Source organism: Streptomyces sp. NPDC001339 (genome assembly GCF_042895955.1).
Classification (GTDB): Bacteria; Actinomycetota; Actinomycetes; order Streptomycetales; family Streptomycetaceae; genus Streptomyces.
The window spans coordinates 137,733-155,385 of sequence record NZ_JBIAWT010000014.1 but is presented as its reverse complement, the minus strand read 5'-3'; the positions used below and the strand labels follow the sequence as shown (position 1 = coordinate 155,385).

Sequence of the window (17,653 nt, the reverse complement as noted above, 5' to 3'; positions counted from 1 at the left end):
GACCGCACTCGCCACGGCGGCCGCGGCGACACCCACGAGCCCTCTCACAGGAGACTCCTTGCCCGGCGCACTCGGCCGACGATCGTTCTTCCCGTGCGAACAACCTCGCCACAGACGTGCCGCGGACAACCCCTCAGGGGAGGAGTTCACTCCCGTGGCTGGGCCGACCGGCCTGCGCGGCGGCCGCGCGATCACCTGGACAGCCGTCGCTGTCGCCCGTGGGCACGGCCGGCCGCAAGGGGGCGAGGAAGGGGCCCTGGTCGGTGGTGTGCGTCCAGTACAGGCGGCCGTCGAGACCGAGTACGGTCAGTGCCACGTCGCCCGACGCCAGTCGGGTGCTGGAGGGGGCACCGGCGAGGAGGAAGCCGGTGTGGCTCCACCGCAGCCGGCGGGTGGGAGCGGCGGAGGGACTCCAGGCCGTTGCCAGATCTCCGGCGGCGGACCGCGCCGCCAGCAGGAGGCCGCCGCGGCCGGTGCGGTGGACGCTCACCGGGCCGTAGCCCTGCGGCCCGCCCAGGTCGGTGACGTCCGCCGGTGACGATGCGTTGCCCGGCCACCGGGAGGTGCGCGGTCGCGTGGAGACGAGGTCGGCGGCGCGAAGCCGGGCCGTCAGGACGTTCCCGGAGCGGGGTTTGCGGAAGTAGACGCGGATGCCGTCGCCGTCCCGCCGGACGGTCAACGGCAGGGTGGTGGGCGGCAGTCCGGTGGGCAGCGGGCCGGTGGGCCAGGGACCGGGGGCCAGGGGCCCGGTGAGCGGCCGGCCGCGGGCGGACGCGCCCGGCTGGTCCCGGACCCAGGCCAGCACGGAGTGCGGTGTGCCGGCCAGGACGTAGGTGCGGCCCGTGGCATCCCTGCCGACGACCGGGTCACCGTGCACCGCCTCGCCGCCCAGGTACTGCCAAGGCGTCCACTCTCCGCCCACGCGTCCGGTGCGGGCCGTCAGCTGATGCCTGCTGTCGCGCAGGAACACCGTCATCGTGTGGCCGTCGCCGGTCTGCACCGAGACCGCGGGGGCACTGATGTCCGAGGTGCCGGCACGGTCGCACGGCTCCGGGCTGCCCAGCGAATGCCAGGGCCCGAAGGGCCCGGAGGAGTGGCCCGGGTCCCGCTGGACGGTGAAACCCACCTCCCGGCGATAGCCCCCCGGGCGCTTGCCGGTGAGGGTGCGGGTGCCGACGACGGCGATGCGTCCGTCGGGGAGCGTGAGCGGACGGATGCCCTCATCGATACCGGACCCCGGGAGCACCGTGGGTCCTGACCACTGCCCCGCGCTCACCTGACCGGAGCCGCCCGCCGGGCGGTGCCAGAACACGATCCGGCCGCTGAGCACGGCGAAGGCCCACAGGCCGCCGTCCCTGCCGGTCCGCAGCCAGCAGGTGTCGGTGTCGCGGGTGTGGTGGATGCTGTGCGACCAGTGGAGCTTGGGGCGTACAGCGACGTTCCTGTCGCCGCAGCCCGCCGGGTCCCGGCAGGAGTTCCACGGCGCACCGCCCAGGGCATACGTCTTGACGGTGCAGTCCTTGGACGCGCCGGAGGCCGGGTCGAGAGTCTCCGGCAGACCGCCGTTGAAGTAGCCGAGGTAGGTCTGGACGGTGAAGTGCGGGCGCTCGCCGGAGGACGAGTAGCGGGCGAGAGCCTGCTGGACGAACCGGGCGCCGTACAAGTGGTCCTGATGGTCGGCGTACTTGTGGTTGCGGTCCAGGCGGCCGGGGGTCGGGTCCTGCATCCGGACATGGGTCGGGCGGAACAGCTCCAGATAGCCGACCAGGGTCTGGACGAGCTGTGCCGCGCTGTAGGAGAAGTCGCGGACGACCGGACCGCCGTACGCGAGCTGGGAGCGGATGCGGCGGGTCCGGCCGTCCCACAGCGCGTGCAGGCTCTGCGGGCGGTCACCGGTGACGCTGCCGGCCTCGTGAAGCAGCGTCCAGACCAGGTGGATATGGGGATGTCCCCGGAGCGTGTCGAGTGCGGCGAGGCCGCCGCCCGCCGTGGTGATGACGGTGCGCCGCCAAGGGCGGGCGGCGTCGCCGGTCACCATCTCGGCGTAGGCGGCGCGGATGCCGTTCTGTCGGGCCTTCGCGTACTTCGCCTTGTCCGGCACGGGCCGCCCGAACATTCCGGGGGGCACGTTCGGGTCCGGGCCGTTGACGCCGTTGGCCTCGCCCGACGTCAGATAGACGGAGGCCAGCGGACGGCCACTGCGGAGTGACTGGCCGACCTCCGGGTTGATGAAGAACAGGTCGTCGTCAGGGTGGGCCACGATCTGCAGGACCGACTCCTCCGTCCTGGGCGGCCCGGCCCGTGAGCCCGGTCTCCCCAGGCCCGTCGGCATCCCCATGGCCCAGAGGGCGCCCAGCGCCGCGGCGGTGAGTACCTCACGGCGGGACGGTGAGGCGAAGCCTCGTAGGGGAGGGGGCATGAGGCGGCCGGCCTTCCACGGATGCTGGTCGTGAGCCATGGGACATCGGTCACAGATTAATCGGTTAAAAGGGGCGTATCGCGCAGTCCGCGGCAGCGGTAGGAACGAAGCGGCAGCGTTAGGGAACAACAGCGGCAAGAGCAACGGGACGCATGCGTATCTCCTTCTTGATCCACCACGCCTATGGAATCGGCGGGACCATCCGCACCACGTTCAACCTGGCCAACGGCCTGGCCGAGCGGCACACCGTCGAGATCGTCTCCGTGTTCCGGTACCGGACGGAACACCGGCTCTTCCTCGACCCGCGAGTGCGGCTGCGCCACCTCGTGGATCTGCGGAAGAAGCGCGCGTCCTACGAGGGCGGTCATCCGCTCGCCCGGCGTCCCTCGAAGGTCTTCCCGTGCGAGGACGGCCGCTATCCCCAGTACAGCGAGCTGACGGACGAACGGCTCGGCGCCTGTCTGCGGGACCTGGACGCCGACATCGTCATCGGGACCCGGCCGGGCCTGAACGTGCACCTCGCCCGGCAGGCCCCCCGCCGCCTGGTGCGGATCGGCCAGGAGCATCTCACGCTGAACACCCATCCCACCCGGCTGGTGCTCCGATTGCGCCGGCTGTATCCGCGCCTGGACGCGATCACGACGACCACCGAAGCCGATGCCGCCTCGTACCGCAGCAGGCTGCGGCTGCCGGGTGTGCGGATCCAGGCGATGCCCAACAGCGTCCCCCATCCGGGGATCGCGCCCAGCACACTGGACGCCAGACATGTGGTCGCGGTCGGCCGGCTGGCTCCTGTGAAACGGTACGGGGACCTGATTCTGGCCTTCGCCAAGGTCCGGGCCGAGCGGCCGGACTGGGATCTGAGGCTGTACGGCGAGGGACCCGAGAAGGGGGAACTGTCACGGCTCGTCGGCCAACTGGGTCTCGATGACGCCCTCACGTTGATGGGCTCGGCCTCGCCCGTCGAACCGGAGATGGCCAAGGGCTCCCTGCTGGTCGTCTCCTCCAGCATGGAGTCCTTCGGCATGACCATCGTCGAGGCGATGAGGGTCGGTCTGCCGGTGGTGAGCACCAACTGCCCCCTGGGACCGGGTGAGATCATCGAGCACGGCGTGGACGGTCTGCTGGTTCCGCCGCGTGATCCCCAGGCGCTGGCCGACGCGATGCTGGAGGTGATCAACGACGACGAGCGCCGCGCACGCATGGGCCGGGCAGCCTTGGAGAAGGGCCGCAGGTACGACACGGCGCGCATCGTCGCGAGGTACGAGGCGGCCTTCCAGGAGCTGATGGACCGCAGGGCGGGCACCAGGGGACGAGTGCGCGGACTCGGCCACCGGACGGCGGCGTACGGCGTGGGGGCGTGGTACGTGGTCAAGGACCTGGTCAAGGTGGTGGTCCGCGGGGCTCTTCCCCGTCGTCGCACTCCCGTCCGTCCGCAGGGCGGGACGAACCGCGACGACCGGCCTGAGCAGGGCGTATGACGTAGTGACCTCCCCAGGGCCACCCCGGTTACAGGGCTATCCCGGTTCCAGGGCCACCCCGGCGTCGGCCGCTTCCAGCCGGGCCTCACCGCCCGTTCGGCGTACGCGTGCCCCTCAGCCCCTCGCCCGTGCCGTGCCTAAGCTCGCGCTGTGCCGAGCTTCCTCAAGCATTTCTTCGTCGGACGCCCCCTCAGAACCGGTCAGATGGACGAGACGCTGCTGCCGAAGCGGCTGGCGCTGCCGGTGTTCTGCAGCGACCCGTTGTCCTCGGTCGCCTACGCCACCGAGGAGATCCTGCTGATCCTGGCGCTCGGCGGAACAGCGCTGCTGCACCTGGCCTGGTGGGTCGCCGCGGCCATCGTCGCCCTGCTGGTGGTGGTGATCGCCTCCTACCGGCAGACCTGTCACGCCTACCCCAACGGCGGCGGCGCCTACGCGGTCAGCACCGACAACCTGGGACGGACCGCCGCCCTCACCGCGGCCAGTGCGCTGCTGGTCGATTACGTCCTGACCGTGGCGGTCTCCGTGGTGGCCGGGGTCGCCGCCATCACCTCGGCCGCACCCGCGCTGGCCGAGCACGCCGTGGCGATCTCGGTCGGCTTCGTCCTGCTGCTCATGTTCATGAACCTGCGCGGCGTCAAGGAGTCCGGCCGGGCCTTCGCCGTCCCCACCTACGGCTTCGTGCTCGGCATCTACCTGATGTTCGCCTTCGCCGCCGTACGGCTGCTGTCCGGCCACACCCTCCGCGCCGAGTCCGCCGATCTGCCCGTCCACCCTGTCGGCAGCTACGCGGGCCTGGCGCTGGTGCTGCTGGCCATGCGCGCCTTCGCCTCCGGCTGTACGGCGCTGACCGGCGTCGAGGCGATCAGCAACGGCGTGCCCGCGTTCACCAAGCCCAAGAGCCGCAACGCCGCCACCACTCTGGCGATCATGGGCGTCTTCTCGGTCTCGATGTTCGTCGGCATCACGGTGCTGGCTCTCAACTACCGGGTGCACGTCGCGGGCAGCCCCACCGAGCTGGGCCTGTCCGCGGACGCCTCCCAGCCCACCGCGCTGGCCCAGATCGCCCGCGCCAGCTTCGGCGACGTCCACGTCCTCTTCTACTACGTGCAGGCGTTCACGGCCGGGATCCTCATCCTCGCGGCCAACACCGCCTTCAACGGTTTCCCGATGCTGGCCTCGCTCCTCGCCAGGGACCGTTACCTCCCCCGCCAGCTGCACAGCCGCGGCGACCGCCTGGTCTTCTCCAACGGCATCATCCTGCTGGCACTCGCCGCCATCGGCCTGATCATCGCCTTCAAGGCCGAGGTCTCGGCCATCATCCAGCTCTACATCATCGGCGTCTTCGTCTCCTTCACCCTGTCCCAGACCGGCATGGTCAAGCACTGGAACAAGGAGCTGGCCCGCACCACCAGCACCGCACAGCGGTGGCATATGCACCACTCGCGGGCGATCAACGCCGTCGGTGCCGCCTTCACCGGGATCGTCCTGGTGATCGTGCTCATCACCAAGTTCCTGCACGGCGCGTGGATCGTCACCGTCGCGATGCCGGTGCTGTTCTTCCTGATGAAGGCCATCCACCGGCACTACGACAGCGTCGCCGCCGAACTCGCCGTCCCCGGTGACGCACCGGCCGAGCACCCCTCACGCAACCACGCCGTCATCCTCGTCTCCAAGATCCACGCTCCCACCCTGCGCGCCATCGGCTACGCCAAATCCATCCACCCCGACACCATCGAGGCCCTGACCGTCTCCGTAGAACCCGACGAAGCCGACAGTCTGCGCAGCGCCTGGGACGCCCACTCCTTCGACGTCCCCCTGGTGGTACTCGACTCCCCCTACCGCGAGATGACGCGACCGACCCTCGACTACATCCGCAACCTCCGCCGTGAGAGCCCCCGCGACGTGGTCACCGTCTTCATCCCCGAATACGTCCTCGGCCGATGGTGGGGTCAACTCCTGCACAACCAGAGCGCACTGCGGCTCAAGGCCCGGCTGTTGTTCACCCCCGGAGTGATGGTCACCAGCGTGCCCTACCAGCTGGACACCGCCAGACGGCAGTCCTCACCCCCGGCGACCTTGCTGCCCCCTTCGGCGCCCCCTTCCTGAGAATCACCGGCCGGCCCTCGTCCTGGAGGGGTGCGCTGAGGAGTTTCGGACGGGTGTGCCGAGGACACACCATGGAGCATGGACGAGGGCGGCACGGCCGGGGTCACGGCCGGCGGGATGTCAGGCGCGGAGCGCGTGGTGGCGCGCCTGTCGGGCGAGGGCGTGCGGGCCGTCGCCGTGAGCTTCGTGGACAACGCCGGCATCAGCCGGGTCAAGGCCGTGCCCCTCGGCCGGCTGCCCGACGTCGCGCTCCGGGGTGTAGGGGCCTCCCCGGCGTTCGACGCCTTCCTGGCGGATGACTCGATGGCGTCCGCGGACGGCTACGGCAGCCGCTCGGGCGACCTGCGGCTGGTGCCCGACCTGAACCGGATCACCCGGCTCGCCGCCCAGCCCGGGTGGGCGTGGGCACCGGCGGACCGCTTCGGTCAGGAAGGCGAGCCCTACCCCGGCTGCCATCGGCTCTTCGTGGGCCGTATGACGCGGGCGGCGGCCGACCGGGGACTGAGCCTGCGGATGGGGTTCGAGACGGAGTGGACGGTCGAGTCCGACCGCCTCGGCGACGGCCCCGCGTACGGGCTGGCCCGGCTGGCGGACTCCGGGGCGTACCTCCTCGACGTCCTCGACGCGCTCACCGCACAGGGCGTGGAGGTCCTTCAGATCCACCCCGAGTACGAGCCGGGCCAGTTCGAGGTCTCCACCGCCGCCGAGGACCCGCTCGGCGCCGCCGACACGGCCGTCCTCGTCCGGCACACGGTGCGCGCCGTCTCCCGGGCCCATGGGCTACGGGCCTCCTTCGCCCCGCTGACCACCCCTTCCGGGGTCGGCAACGGCGGGCATGTGCACCTGAGTCTCTGGCGCGAGGCGGAGAACCTGCTGTACGTGGGGGAGGGGCCGTACGGCATGACCGCGGAGGGCGAGGCGTTCCTCGCCGGTGTGCTGCGGTCGTTGCCCGCCCTGACCGCCGTGGGCTGCCCGACTCCGGTCAGCTATCTCCGCCTGGAGCCGTCGGTGTGGGCCGGCGCGTACCGGTGCTGGGGGCTGGAGAACCGCGAGGCGGCACTGCGCTTCATCACCGGAGCGGCGGGCGAGGGCGGCACCTGCGCCAATGCCGAGGTGAAGTGCTTCGACCAGGCGGCCAATCCGTACCTGCTGGTGGGCTCGCTCATCGCCGCCGGGCTCGCCGGCCTGGACGAGACCCTGCGGCTGCCCGCGGAGTACGGGGACGATCCGGCCCGCGCGGACGCCGACGAGCTGGCCCGGTACGGTATCGAACGGCTGCCGGACAGCCTGCTGGAGGCCGTCCGGCACCTGGAGGAGTCGGCCGTGCTGCGCAAGGCGATGGGTGACCACCTCTTCGGCGCCGTCCTCACCGTGCGGCGCGCGGAGCACCGGCTCTTCGCGGGGCGCGCCCGCGCGGAGGCCGTCGAGGCCGTCCGCTGGCGCTACTGAAACGCCCGCCGCCCGGGCCCGGCCGGCGGCTGCCCAGCCAACTGGCCGTTCTACAGCGCGAGTCGGACGCCCGAGGTCCTCAGCCAGGTGTCCAGGGCCAGGACGACGTCCACTCCGTACCGCAGCTTCTCCGGGTCTCCGCTCATTGCCTGCCGTGCCGCCTCGACGTCCACCAGGTCGTGCGCCGGGGCCGTCGGGTCGTCCAGGATCCTGGTGAGCGCGGTGCGGAGCGCGTCGGTGTAACGCGGGTCCTGCGTACGGGGGTAGGGGCTCTTGACACGGTCGGTGACCGAGGAGGGGAGCAGGGGCCGTGCCGCGGCGCGCAGCAGGCTCTTCTCCCGGTGGTCGAAGGACTTCATCGCCCAGGGGGTGTTGAAGACGTACTGCACCAGCCGGTGGTCGCAGAAGGGGACCCGCACCTCCAGGCCGGAGGCCATGCTCATCCGGTCCTTGCGGTCGAGGAGGAGCGGCAGGAAGCGGGTCAGGGTCAGATAGGAGACCTCCCGCATCCGGCGCTCCAGCGGATCCGCGATGTCCGTGTGCGGGACTTCCGCCAGGGCCTCGTGGTAGCGGTCCTGGCGGTATCCGGGCAGGTCCAGCGCCTTGAGGAGGTCCGGGGCGAGCAGGGTGGGGTCGAGCAGGGTCGGGGCGAAGAGAGTTTGGGCGGGGTCCGCGGTCTCCTCCGCCGGCAGCCCCTCGACGATCCAGGGAAAGGTGCCGGCGGCGCGCGTGCGCGGGTCGTGGAACCAGCGGTACCCGCCGAAGACCTCGTCGGCCGACTCCCCGGAGCACGACCTTCGTGTGACCGCTGACGGCGCGGAACAGCAGATAGAGCGAGGTGTCGTGCTCTCCGAGGACGGCGGGCAGATCGTAGGCGCGCGCCGCCGCCTCCAGGGTGGGCGCCGCCACCATGTCGGCCGAGTCCAGCATCACCTCGTGGTGGTCACCGGCGACGTGCGCGGCCACCGCGCGGGCGTACGGACCGTCGGGGGTGGAGCGGACGGCGTCCGCGGTGAAGTGGCCGGCCTGCCCGACGAAGTCGATGGAGTAGGTGGCGATGGGCCCGCGGTCCTGCCGGCGCAGTTCCTCGGCGGCCAGCGCGGTGACGGTGCTGGAGTCCAGGCCGCCCGAGAGCATCGTGCCCACGGGAACGTCCGCGACCAGCTGCCGGCCGACCGCGTCCCGCAGCAGGGAACGGACGGTGGCCACGGTGGTCCGGAGGCTGTCGGTGTGCGGACGGGACTCCAGCCTCCAGTACCGGTGGTCGCTGATGCCGGAACGACGGACCCGGACGAGGTGGCCGGGACGTACCTCGTGCATACCGTCGTAGACGGCCGGCCCGGGCGTCTTCACCAGGCTCAGCACCTCCCGCAGTCCCGCCGTGCCCACCGTGGCGTCCGCCTCGGGGTGGGCAAGCACCGCCTTGGGCTCGGAGCCGAAGAGCACGCCGGACGGGGTGGGCCGGTAGTAGAGCGGCTTGACGCCCAAGCGGTCCCTCACCAGGAGCAGTTCCTCCCGGCGGGGGTCCCAGAGCGCGAAGGCGTACATGCCGTTCAGCCGGGTCGCGAAGCCGGAGCCCCAGACCAGATAGGCGCGGAGCACCACCTCGGTGTCGCTCGTGGTGCGGAACTTCTGGCCGCTGTCCTCCAACTCCCTTCGCAGTTCCCGGTAGTTGTACACCTCGCCGCTGTAGGTGAGGACCGCGACGGGGTGTCCGTCCTCCTCCGCCACCATGGGCTGGGTGCCGCCCTCGATGTCGATCACGGCCAGCCGCCGGTGGCCGAAGGCCGCGTGGGGGGAGACCCACACGTCCCCGGCATCGGGCCCCCGGCACTGGAGGCCGGAGGTCATGGCCGCGAGGACGCGCCGCTCAGGTTCCCCCGTGAGGTCCCTGTCGTAGGCGATCCATCCGGCGATTCCGCACATGGCAACACTGCCTTCGTCGCGTCTGGTGTGCGCGTTCCTGCTTCACGTGCCCGGGGTGTGTGCGGCATATCCGCGTGGGCGCGTCGGGCCACTCCGGCGGCGCAGGAAGTCACCGCATCAGCTGGCCGAGCTCCCGCTCGTCCAGTGAACGGACCGTGGTGCGCCCGGGAACGGGGTGGGGGCGGGGGTCGTCCGGTCTGCGCACGCCGGCCGTGTGCCAGCCGGCCGCCTCCGCGGCGTCCAGCTCCTCGGCCGAGTCGCTGAGGAAGAGCGTGGCGTCCGGCGGGGTGCCGATCGCCGCGGAGATGCGCCGGTACGCGTCGGGCGATCGCTTGCTCCCGGCCGTGTCCAGGTCGAAGTAGCCCCGCAGCAGCGGGGTGAGGTCACCGGACGGGGTGTGCGCGAACCAGTCCTCCTGTGCCGTGACCGATCCGGAGGAGTAGATGTAGAGCGCGACGCCTGCCGCGTGCCAGCGCCGCAGCACCCGCGGGACCTCCGGGTAGACGTGCGAGGTGAGGGAGCCGTCGGCGTAGCCGGTGGCCCAGATCCACCCCTGGACCGTCTTCAGCGGAGGGGCTTTGACGTCCTCGTCGATCCAGCGGGTGAGCTGTGCGACGGCGCCCGCCTCGTCGAGGTCCGTGGTGCCGAGGTACTCCCGGACCCCGGAGAGCACGCGTGCGGCGCGCGCGGTGCCGCGGTGTTCGGCGAACCACCCGGGCAGCCGCTCGCGCGCGTACGGGAAGAGGACGTCGTGGACGTGGGCGATCGCGCCGACGGTTCCCTCCACATCGAGGACGACGGCCCCCGGGCTCACCGGTCGCCGTCCAGCAGCGAGTCGAGCCGCGGGAAGCTCCGGGCGATCGGGTCCCCGGTGAAATCGCCCACCCAGCCGTCCTCTTCCTTGAAGAAGCGGATGGCGGCGAAATCCGGGCAGGGGCCCATGTCGAACCAGTGACGGGTGCCGGCCGGAACGGACAGCAGATCGCCCGCCTCGCACACCACGGCGTGGACGGCCTGTTCGAGGTGAAGGTAGAAGCAGCCGGTTCCGTGGGCGAAGAACCGCACTTCGTCCTCGGCGTGGCGGTGCTCCTCCAGGAAGGCCGCCCGGGCCTTGGCGGCGCGTTCCGCCCACTCCGGGCCCGGTGCGGGGCGGAGCTGCGCGACATCGACCAGCACCAGCCCGTCCCGTGCGCACAGCGCGTCCACTTCCCCGCGGTAGTGCGCCAGCAGCTCGTCCTGGGTGGTGTCGGGGAGCACCTCAGCACGCACGTCCCACCGGCCGTACTCCACACCGAGTCCCCGCAGTACGTCCGCGATCCGGGAAGCGTCCCGGGTGCGCAGCAGCACCCGGTCGGCATCGTCGTCGGGCATGACCTGAAGCAGTGTCATGGGGCTTGGCCCTCCTCCGGTTCGGTGTTCCCGCCCTCGCGCCCGCCGCTGTCTCCGCCTCCGGTGCCGAGCACGAGCAGCCGGCAGATCGCCTCGACGCACTCCAGCCGGTTGCGGGCCTGCGCGAGGTCCTGCCCCCACACGGTGATGCCGTGGTCGGCGATGAGGAGGGCCGGCGGCGCGTCGGGCCGGGACGTCAGGTACGCGGCCACCTCGTCGGCGATCCTCCGCACGTCGGGCCAGTTGGGGAAGACCGGCAGCACCGTGTGCGACGGGTCCCGGAGTCCGAGCCCCTTGAGCAGCTCGAACCGGGTCAGCGGCAGCTGGGCCGTGCGCCCCGGCTCGGCGGACCGGCCGGCCATCACGGTGGCGTACGGGGAGTGGACGTGCACGACCGCGTGTGCGGCGGTCGCCGTGTACACGGCCACGTGGATGGCGGTCTCCGCCGAGGCCTTCAGCCGCCCCGGCACCCGGACCTCGCCCGTCGCGGCGTCCACGGCGACCACGTCCTGGGCGGTGAGGCTTCCCTTGTCGCGGCCGCTGGCCGTGATGAGCGCCGTGCCTGCCTGCTCCCCGGCCAGGCGCACCGAGAGGTTTCCCGCCGTGCCCGGCATCCAGCCGCGGAGGTACAGCTCGCGGGAGAGCTCGGCCAGTGCCCGGGTCTCCCGGGGGAGGAGGTCGGTACGGCTCTCGGTGACGTGGGCGGTGATCAGCTCGCGGGGCGTCACGTCGAACGCGGGGTTGAAGGCCGTCGCGTCCGCCGGCGCCACCGGCGTGTCACCGTGCCGGACGACCTCGGCGCCGTCCCGTTCCTCGACCGTGATTCCGCTGCCGTCGGGCAGGCCCTCGTCCCAGGTGGATTCGGGCGCGACCACGAGGAAGGGAATCCGGTGCCGGGCGGCGGCGAGGGCGAGCCCGTAGGTGCCTATCTTGTTGGCCGTGTCGCCGTTGGCGGCGATTCGGTCCGCCCCGACGAGGACGCAGTCGACCAGTCCCCGCGACATCGCGGCGGCGGCCGCCGAGTCCACGCAGACGCGGTAGGGCACCCCGGCCTCGCGCAGCTCCCAGGCCGTGAGCCGGGAGCCCTGGAGAAGCGGCCGCGTCTCGTCGACCAGCACCTCCGCCACCCGTCCGCGGCGGGCGAGTTCGAGGATGGCGCCGAGTGCGGTGCCGACGGCGCCGGTGGCGAGCCGACCGGTGTTGCAGTGCGTCAGGAGGCGCAGCGGGCGGTCCGGGGTGAGCGTCTCCACCAGGTCCGCGGCCCGGGTCGCCGCGGCGGAGTTGACGGCCGCGTCCTCGGCGACCATCCGCTGCGCCTCGTCCAGGACCGCTTGCGGGCCCTGGGGCAGCCGGCCGAGGGCGCGGCGCACACCACGGGCGAGGTTGACGGCGGTGGGCCGGGCGGTGGCCAGCCGATGGGCGTCGGCGTGCACGGCCGGTTCGTCGACCGTTCCCGCGCGGTGATGCGCCTGTGCGGAGAGGGCGACGCCGAAGGCTCCCGCGAGGCCGAGGGCGGGCGCACCGCGGATGGCCAGGCCCTGTATCGCGTCGATCAGCGCGTCGACGCTTTGCAGGCGCAGGAGGCGGCAGGTGTGCGGGAGCAGCCGCTGGTCGACGGCCATGAGGGCGTCGTCCTGCCAGTGCAGGGCTAAGCCGGGGGACTGATCACCCGTCGTGGTGCCCATGTATGTCCTTCCCTGTGGTCCCCATGTGTGTGTCCTTCCCCTGCCCTCCCACCGGATCCGGTAGGCCTCGGCTCACCGGATCCGGCACGCGTCGGGTCACCGGATCCGGCAGGTGTCGACTCACCGGATCCGGTAGGCATCGACGAACGTCTCGGGAAAGTGCCCGGGATCGCGGTGCCACAGCGCGAGCACCCGGTCGGCGAAGGTCTCGCCGGTCTTGACGATGTCCTTGAGCGGCTCCAGGTACGCGGCGGCCTCCTCCCGCTCCCGCCCCGCGTCGATCTGAGCACGCAGCCCCGCTTCGCTCAACCGGAGCAGTTCCGCGGCCAGTTCACGCACCGGGCGGCCCGCCAGCTCCGCGTCCATGCCCCGCTCCGCGATGTCGTCGAGCCCCTGGAGGTGCTGTTCGGGGCTGATGCTGCGGAGCAGGTCCCAGACGGCGGCGCGGGCGGCGGCGTCGTAGGTCAGCCCGCTCCAGAACGCGGGTACGGTGCCCAGTGCGGGGTAGGGCGGCCCGTCCACCGCCCGGAGTTCGAGGGTGTCCCGCAGCCGGACGTCCGGGAAGATCTGCGACAGATGGTCCCGCCAGTCCCGCAGGTCCGGCTTGGTGCCGTCGTCGAATCCCTGCTCCAGCAGAGTGCCGAAGGGAACGGGCGCCACCCGGTGCCGGCTGCCGTCCGGCATTCCCCGGTGCACCATCGGCAGCGTCAGCGCCCACTCGATGAAGCGCTCGATGGTGAAGTCCTCCCGGAGCGTGACCGGGATGACGCGGGTGCGGGCCGGGTCCGCACGGCTCCAGAACTGCATACGGCGGGAGAGCGCGCCGCAGGGCTTGCCCGCCTCCATCGGCGCGTTGACGAAGAGGGCGGAGGCCGCGGCCTGGACCCGGAGTTTCTCGGCGAGGTCGACGGGCGAGGTGAAGTCGAACGACACCTGTGTCGAGAGAATCATCGACATGATGCGCGGGCCGAACATGCCCTCGTTGCCGAGGCTTTCGAAGTGCTCGCGCATGATCGAGGTACGGGAGTGCGGCATCCACCGCACGTCCTCGAAAGCGGTGAAGGGGTACTGGGACCCGGGCACCAGGGCGAATCCGAAGCGGCACGCGTGCTCCGCGAGCTGTTCCAGCGTGCGCCGGGTGAGGTCCATCAGGTCGGCGACGCAGGACACGGGAGGAGACGAATACTCCACCGCACCGCCGTGTTCGAGAGAGATCATCCCGCCGTCGGAGAGCCGGACTCCGACGAGGAATCCGCAGTCGTGCAGGGGTTCACCGCCCGTTGCCTCGACCATGTGGGCGAGGTAGGCGCCGATTCCCGCCGCGCCGTCGTAGGGGATTCCGAGACCGGTACGGGGATCGAGCGCGGCGGACTCGACTTCGATGCCGACCAGCTCACGCGAGCTGTTCTTCTCGAACACGCTGCGCAGTTCCGCTGGGGAGAGGGAGGACGCTTCGGAGGCAACAGACATGATCCACCTTGGGATTACGAAGGAGAACTGCTCTTGTGCGCACGCGCTCTCGGGCGCAGAGCGCGATGGTGGAATTCCGACATCCCGGGATGGCTCCGATCCTCCCACGCCGTCGTTCCCGTCGGTAGCTGGACGCGTGGGACGGTGACGCCCGTGCGCCCGGGCTGTGCACCCGGGCGCCCCGGCCGCCGTACGAGCGGTGTCGCTCAGCGCCGCGCGGAGCCGGACTCACCCGAAGTGGCGAAGTGTGCCCGGAATTTCGTGGCCAGAGTGGTTCCGTCCCAGGCGAATTCCTGGTCGGCGCGGCCGTAGTGGCCGAAGGCCGCGGTCGGCCGGAACGGCACCGAGCGCAGCCCCAGGTGCTCGATCACGGCCTCCACCCGCAGGTCCACCAGCCCCGGAAGCTCCCTGGCGACCCGTTCGGCGTCGACCGTGCCGGTGCCCAGGAAATCCACGTCCACCCATACGGGGAGCGGGCGGCCGATGGCGTACCCGAGTCCGACCCGGCAGCGCCGTGCCAGCCCCGCGGCCACCAGATTCACCGCCAGGTACCGGGCGGCGTACGCGCCGGAGCGGTCGACCTTGGTGGCGTCCTTGCCCGAGCAGCAGCCTCCGCCGTGGCGCACCAGCCCGCCGTACGAGTCCACCATCAGCTTGCGGCCGGTCAGTCCCGCGTCCGCCGCCGGGCCGCCCACGACGAAGGTGCCCGCGGGGTTCACATGGATCTGCGCGGGGGTGACGGAGCGCTCGCGCAGGGCAGGGCCGACCAGCTTCTCGGCCACCATGCCGGACAGCTCCTCCAGCCCGAGCGAGGTGGGGTGCTGGGCCGACACCACGACGACCGCCCGCCGGCCCGTCTCCCCGCCCGCGCCCGGCTCCTCGGCCAGCTGCACCTGGACCTTGCCGTCCGGGCCCAGCAGCCTGCCGCCGTCGTCGTCCCGCGCGGTGCTGACGCGGCGGGCGATGTCGTGGGCCAGTACGCAGCTCAGGGGCATCCGCTCCGGTGTCTCGTCGGTGGCGTAGCCGTAGACGATGCCCGAGTCGCCGGCGCCTCCCAGGTCGACGCCGTGGGCGATCTCCGGTGACTGGCGGTCCAGTTGGAGGCGTATCTCGCTGCGGTCGGCGGACAGCCCGTGCCGTTCGGGGTCGTGGTAGCCCACCTCGCGCAGCACCGCGCGGACGGTGCGCTCCACGTCCACGTCGGCGGTGGAGGTGATCTGCCCGGTGACGACCACACTGCCCCGGGTGACGAGGGTTTCGCAGTTGACGCGGGCGTGCGGATCCTCGGCGAGAAAGGCGTCGAGCACACTGTCCGACACCTGGTCGGCGACCTTGTCCGGGTGGCCGGGGCACACCGATTCGGCGATCTGCGTGGCCGTCGGTTCGGGGGCTGGCAGGGGCATGGAGACTCCTTCACACAGGAAGCGGAACGGACGGTGGTCGACGGGAGCTCCGGCTATCGGGCGGGCACGGTGACGGGGTGATCCAGGTACCGCGCGAGGGCGTCCAGGACCGTTGCGCGCTGCGTGGCGGGACCGATGGTGATCCGCAGGCAGTCCGTCATACCGGGAACCCGCAGGTGCCGTACGAAGATCCCCAGCGCCGCCAGGGCACCGGCGAGGCGTCCGGCCGTGGCCTGGTCGGCCAGCCGGATCGTGACGAAGTTGGTCATGCCGGGGAGCACGGTCAGCCCCAGCCGGCTCAGGGCCGCGGTGTAGTGCGCGCGTCCGGCCGCGGTCTCCTCGATGACGTGGGAGAGGTGCGTCGTGGCGTCGAGCGCGGCCAGTGCCGCCGCCTCGGCCACCCGGCCGACGACGTAGTGTTCGGCGCCCCCGGCCAGCGCGCCGAGCAACTCCCGGTCGGCGATCGCGTACCCGACCCGCAGCCCGGCCAGCGCATAGGCCTTGGAGAAGGTCCGCAGCCACAGCATGCGCCGGCCCGTCACCTGCCGCGCGGTCAGCCGGTCGGCCGGGTTCTGGTACTCGGCATAGGCGCCGTCGACCACCAGCAGGGTGCCGGCGGGCAGGTCGTCCGCCAGGGCCAGAACCGTCGCCGCGCCCCGGGAACTGCCGGTCGGGTTGTCGGGATCCGCGAGGTAGACGACATCGGCGCGGTGCTCGTGCGCACAGCGCGACAGCGCCTCCAGGTCGGCCGCTCCCGACCGGTAGGGCACCAGACGCAGTCCGGATCCCGCGGCCCGGGCGAAGTAGCCGAACGTCGGATAGGTGGCCTCGCTGGTCACCGCGGTCCGGCCGGGGCCGAGGAAGGCCCGTACCGTCGCGCCGAGCAGCCCGTCCACACCCGAGCCGACCCTGAGGGTGTCCGGCCCGGTCCGCAGCCGGGCGGCCAGCCGTTCACGCAGCGCGAAGTGGTCGCAGTCGGGGTAGCGGTGGGCCTCTGCCGCCGCGGCGGCTATCGCCCGGACGGCTTCGGCCGACGGCCCGAACTCGTTCTCGTTGGTGCTCAGCCGTTCACGGGCCCGGAGCCCGGTGGCCCGTTCCGTCATCTCCAGGGACGGAAACGGGTTGTCCACCGCGGGGCTCATGCGTTCCGCTCGGGAGCCGCCGCGGCCATGCCGAGCATCGCGGCCAGGTAGGCGTTGTAGCGGCGCATGGCGAGCATGCGGAGCGCCCCGCCCGTGATGAGCTCGATGCCGGCCTCGGGCTCGGCCTCGACGATGGGCAGGATCACGCCGTCCAGCCACTCGGGCCCGTGCTCGGCGTCTCCCTCCATGTGGTTGTGGAAGAACTCGAAGTCCGTCTCGGCCCCGTAGCCATGCCGTTCCAGGCCCTTGACCACGGCGGCGTCACGGTCCACGTCGAACAGTTCCGGCATGGCCAGGCTGCCGAGTGCCCTGAAGTAGTTCCGGCGGTTGCAGGCCAGCACGAAGTAGAGGTTGTGCCCGGCGTACGGACGCCAGTCCTCCCACGGCGGAACCGTCGGCAGGGACAGCCCGAGCGTCTGCAGGCTCCGGGTGAACTGGAGGGTGTGGGCCCGGTGCCCTTCGCCCTCACCGCACTCGTCCCACAGATGGTGGCTGATCTCGTGCTTGACGGTCTCCATGAAGTGCGACTGGGCCAGTACGAGCGCGTCGAAGAAGCGGTAGTTGAGGTAGCCGTCGGCCTGGATGAAGTGGGCCAGCTGCTCCACGGTGGCGCGCTCCGCCAGATGGTCCTCCACCTGGCGGTCGAGCGTGTTGCGTTCCCCGGCCTCGGCGAGGAACCACTCCCGGACGAACTCCGGGCGGGTGGCGTCCCGTGGGGACGGCAGGCGGTCCGCGATCTCCTCGGTGTCCCCGCGGAGTACCGCTTCCTCGTACTTCCAGCGGAACGCGTTCAGCCATGCGCTGCGCTCATGAGCGGCGACGCCCAGCGGGTGGCCGAGCAGGCCCTCGTAGACGGTGTACGCGCTGCGGTGCACATCGAGCAGGGCCGCCGCGTCGCCGTCGGCGCCGCGCTTCAGGGCCTCGTCGAGCGCGGTCAGCAGCGACCGGTGACCGGAGGTCAGGTCGAGCGGCTCGACCGGACCGCGCAGGGCGGCGTTGAGGAGGCCCTCCACCGAGCCCTCGGGAACGTGGGCAGCCGGCCGCAGCACACCGTCACGGGGCGGAATCCGTTCCAGGCCCAGGTCTTTGGTCATGTTCTCCTCCATGTCACTGCGACGGCGGGTGGTGGACGGCCGCCGTGGCGGGCGCGATCGTCAGAGCGTCTGCGGTCTTCCGAGCG

Annotated in this window: 11 protein-coding genes and 1 pseudogene; 3 read left to right on the top strand and 9 right to left on the bottom strand. The window is 71.8% G+C overall.

Going from position 1 to position 17,653, the window contains the following annotated elements; genetic code table 11:
• Nucleotides 1-133: 133 nt before the first annotated feature.
• On the bottom strand, nucleotides 134-2,458 hold the full coding sequence (locus tag ACFY12_RS31735) for a PIG-L family deacetylase (RefSeq protein ID WP_390719394.1): 2,325 nt from the start codon (nucleotides 2,456-2,458) through the stop codon (nucleotides 134-136).
• Between the two features lie 113 nt (nucleotides 2,459-2,571).
• Between ACFY12_RS31735 and ACFY12_RS31730 the strand changes: the two genes are divergently transcribed.
• The 3 genes from ACFY12_RS31730 (at nucleotide 2,572) to ACFY12_RS31720 (ending at nucleotide 7,458) form a co-directional block, all read left to right on the top strand.
• The gene (locus ACFY12_RS31730) at nucleotides 2,572-3,900 is read left to right on the top strand and encodes a glycosyltransferase family 4 protein (RefSeq protein WP_390719393.1); all 1,329 of its coding nucleotides are present in this window, start codon (nucleotides 2,572-2,574) and stop codon (nucleotides 3,898-3,900) included.
• A gap of 150 nt (nucleotides 3,901-4,050) precedes the next feature.
• The gene (locus ACFY12_RS31725) at nucleotides 4,051-6,009 is read left to right on the top strand and encodes an APC family permease (protein WP_390719392.1); all 1,959 of its coding nucleotides are present in this window, start codon (nucleotides 4,051-4,053) and stop codon (nucleotides 6,007-6,009) included.
• 117 nt (nucleotides 6,010-6,126) lie between these two features.
• Entirely contained in the window at nucleotides 6,127-7,458 is a 1,332-nt protein-coding gene (locus ACFY12_RS31720; protein WP_390719433.1) for a glutamine synthetase, read from the top strand.
• Nucleotides 7,459-7,508: 50 nt separating this feature from the next.
• On the opposite strand, the pseudogene asnB reads toward ACFY12_RS31720, so the two are convergent.
• The 8 genes and pseudogenes from asnB to ACFY12_RS31680 form a co-directional block, all read right to left on the bottom strand.
• A pseudogene (gene asnB, locus ACFY12_RS31715) lies at nucleotides 7,509-9,384 on the bottom strand (asparagine synthase (glutamine-hydrolyzing)).
• Nucleotides 9,385-9,493: 109 nt separating this feature from the next.
• The gene (gene mtnC, locus ACFY12_RS31710) at nucleotides 9,494-10,198 is read right to left on the bottom strand and encodes an acireductone synthase (protein ID WP_390719391.1); all 705 of its coding nucleotides are present in this window, start codon (nucleotides 10,196-10,198) and stop codon (nucleotides 9,494-9,496) included.
• Entirely contained in the window at nucleotides 10,195-10,773 is a 579-nt protein-coding gene (locus tag ACFY12_RS31705; protein WP_390719390.1) for an acireductone dioxygenase, read from the bottom strand. Before ACFY12_RS31705 ends, mtnC begins: the two co-directional genes overlap by 4 nt.
• Nucleotides 10,770-12,458 carry an S-methyl-5-thioribose-1-phosphate isomerase gene (mtnA, locus tag ACFY12_RS31700; RefSeq protein WP_390719389.1) on the bottom strand — a complete coding sequence of 563 codons (1,689 nt, stop codon included), beginning with the start codon at nucleotides 12,456-12,458 and terminating at the stop codon, nucleotides 10,770-10,772. Before mtnA ends, ACFY12_RS31705 begins: the two co-directional genes overlap by 4 nt.
• Nucleotides 12,459-12,578: 120 nt before the next feature.
• Nucleotides 12,579-13,928 carry a glutamate-cysteine ligase family protein gene (locus ACFY12_RS31695; RefSeq protein WP_390719388.1) on the bottom strand — a complete coding sequence of 450 codons (1,350 nt, stop codon included), beginning with the start codon at nucleotides 13,926-13,928 and terminating at the stop codon, nucleotides 12,579-12,581.
• A 206-nt stretch (nucleotides 13,929-14,134) separates the two neighbouring features.
• Nucleotides 14,135-15,331 (bottom strand): methionine adenosyltransferase, encoded by a 1,197-nt coding sequence (gene metK, locus ACFY12_RS31690; protein WP_390719387.1) that lies wholly within the window; start codon nucleotides 15,329-15,331, stop codon nucleotides 14,135-14,137.
• 53 nt (nucleotides 15,332-15,384) lie between these two features.
• Nucleotides 15,385-16,473 carry an aminotransferase class I/II-fold pyridoxal phosphate-dependent enzyme gene (locus ACFY12_RS31685; protein WP_390719386.1) on the bottom strand — a complete coding sequence of 363 codons (1,089 nt, stop codon included), beginning with the start codon at nucleotides 16,471-16,473 and terminating at the stop codon, nucleotides 15,385-15,387.
• Complete coding sequence (locus tag ACFY12_RS31680) at nucleotides 16,470-17,567, bottom strand: iron-containing redox enzyme family protein (protein WP_390719385.1); 1,098 nt, start codon at nucleotides 17,565-17,567, stop codon at nucleotides 16,470-16,472. Before ACFY12_RS31680 ends, ACFY12_RS31685 begins: the two co-directional genes overlap by 4 nt.
• Between the last annotated feature and the right edge of the window lie 86 nt (nucleotides 17,568-17,653).

Coding starts and splice junctions, on each gene's coding strand:
- ACFY12_RS31735 (WP_390719394.1), bottom strand. CDS start 2,458: ATGGCTCACGACCAGCATCCGTGGAAGGCCGGCCGCCTCATGCCCCCT.
- ACFY12_RS31730 (WP_390719393.1), top strand. CDS start 2,572: ATGCGTATCTCCTTCTTGATCCACCACGCCTATGGAATCGGCGGGACC.
- ACFY12_RS31720 (WP_390719433.1), top strand. CDS start 6,127: ATGTCAGGCGCGGAGCGCGTGGTGGCGCGCCTGTCGGGCGAGGGCGTG.
- ACFY12_RS31705 (WP_390719390.1), bottom strand. CDS start 10,773: ATGACACTGCTTCAGGTCATGCCCGACGACGATGCCGACCGGGTGCTG.
- mtnA (WP_390719389.1), bottom strand. CDS start 12,458: ATGGGCACCACGACGGGTGATCAGTCCCCCGGCTTAGCCCTGCACTGG.
- ACFY12_RS31695 (WP_390719388.1), bottom strand. CDS start 13,928: ATGTCTGTTGCCTCCGAAGCGTCCTCCCTCTCCCCAGCGGAACTGCGC.
- metK (WP_390719387.1), bottom strand. CDS start 15,331: ATGCCCCTGCCAGCCCCCGAACCGACGGCCACGCAGATCGCCGAATCG.
- ACFY12_RS31685 (WP_390719386.1), bottom strand. CDS start 16,473: ATGAGCCCCGCGGTGGACAACCCGTTTCCGTCCCTGGAGATGACGGAA.
- ACFY12_RS31680 (WP_390719385.1), bottom strand. CDS start 17,567: ATGACCAAAGACCTGGGCCTGGAACGGATTCCGCCCCGTGACGGTGTG.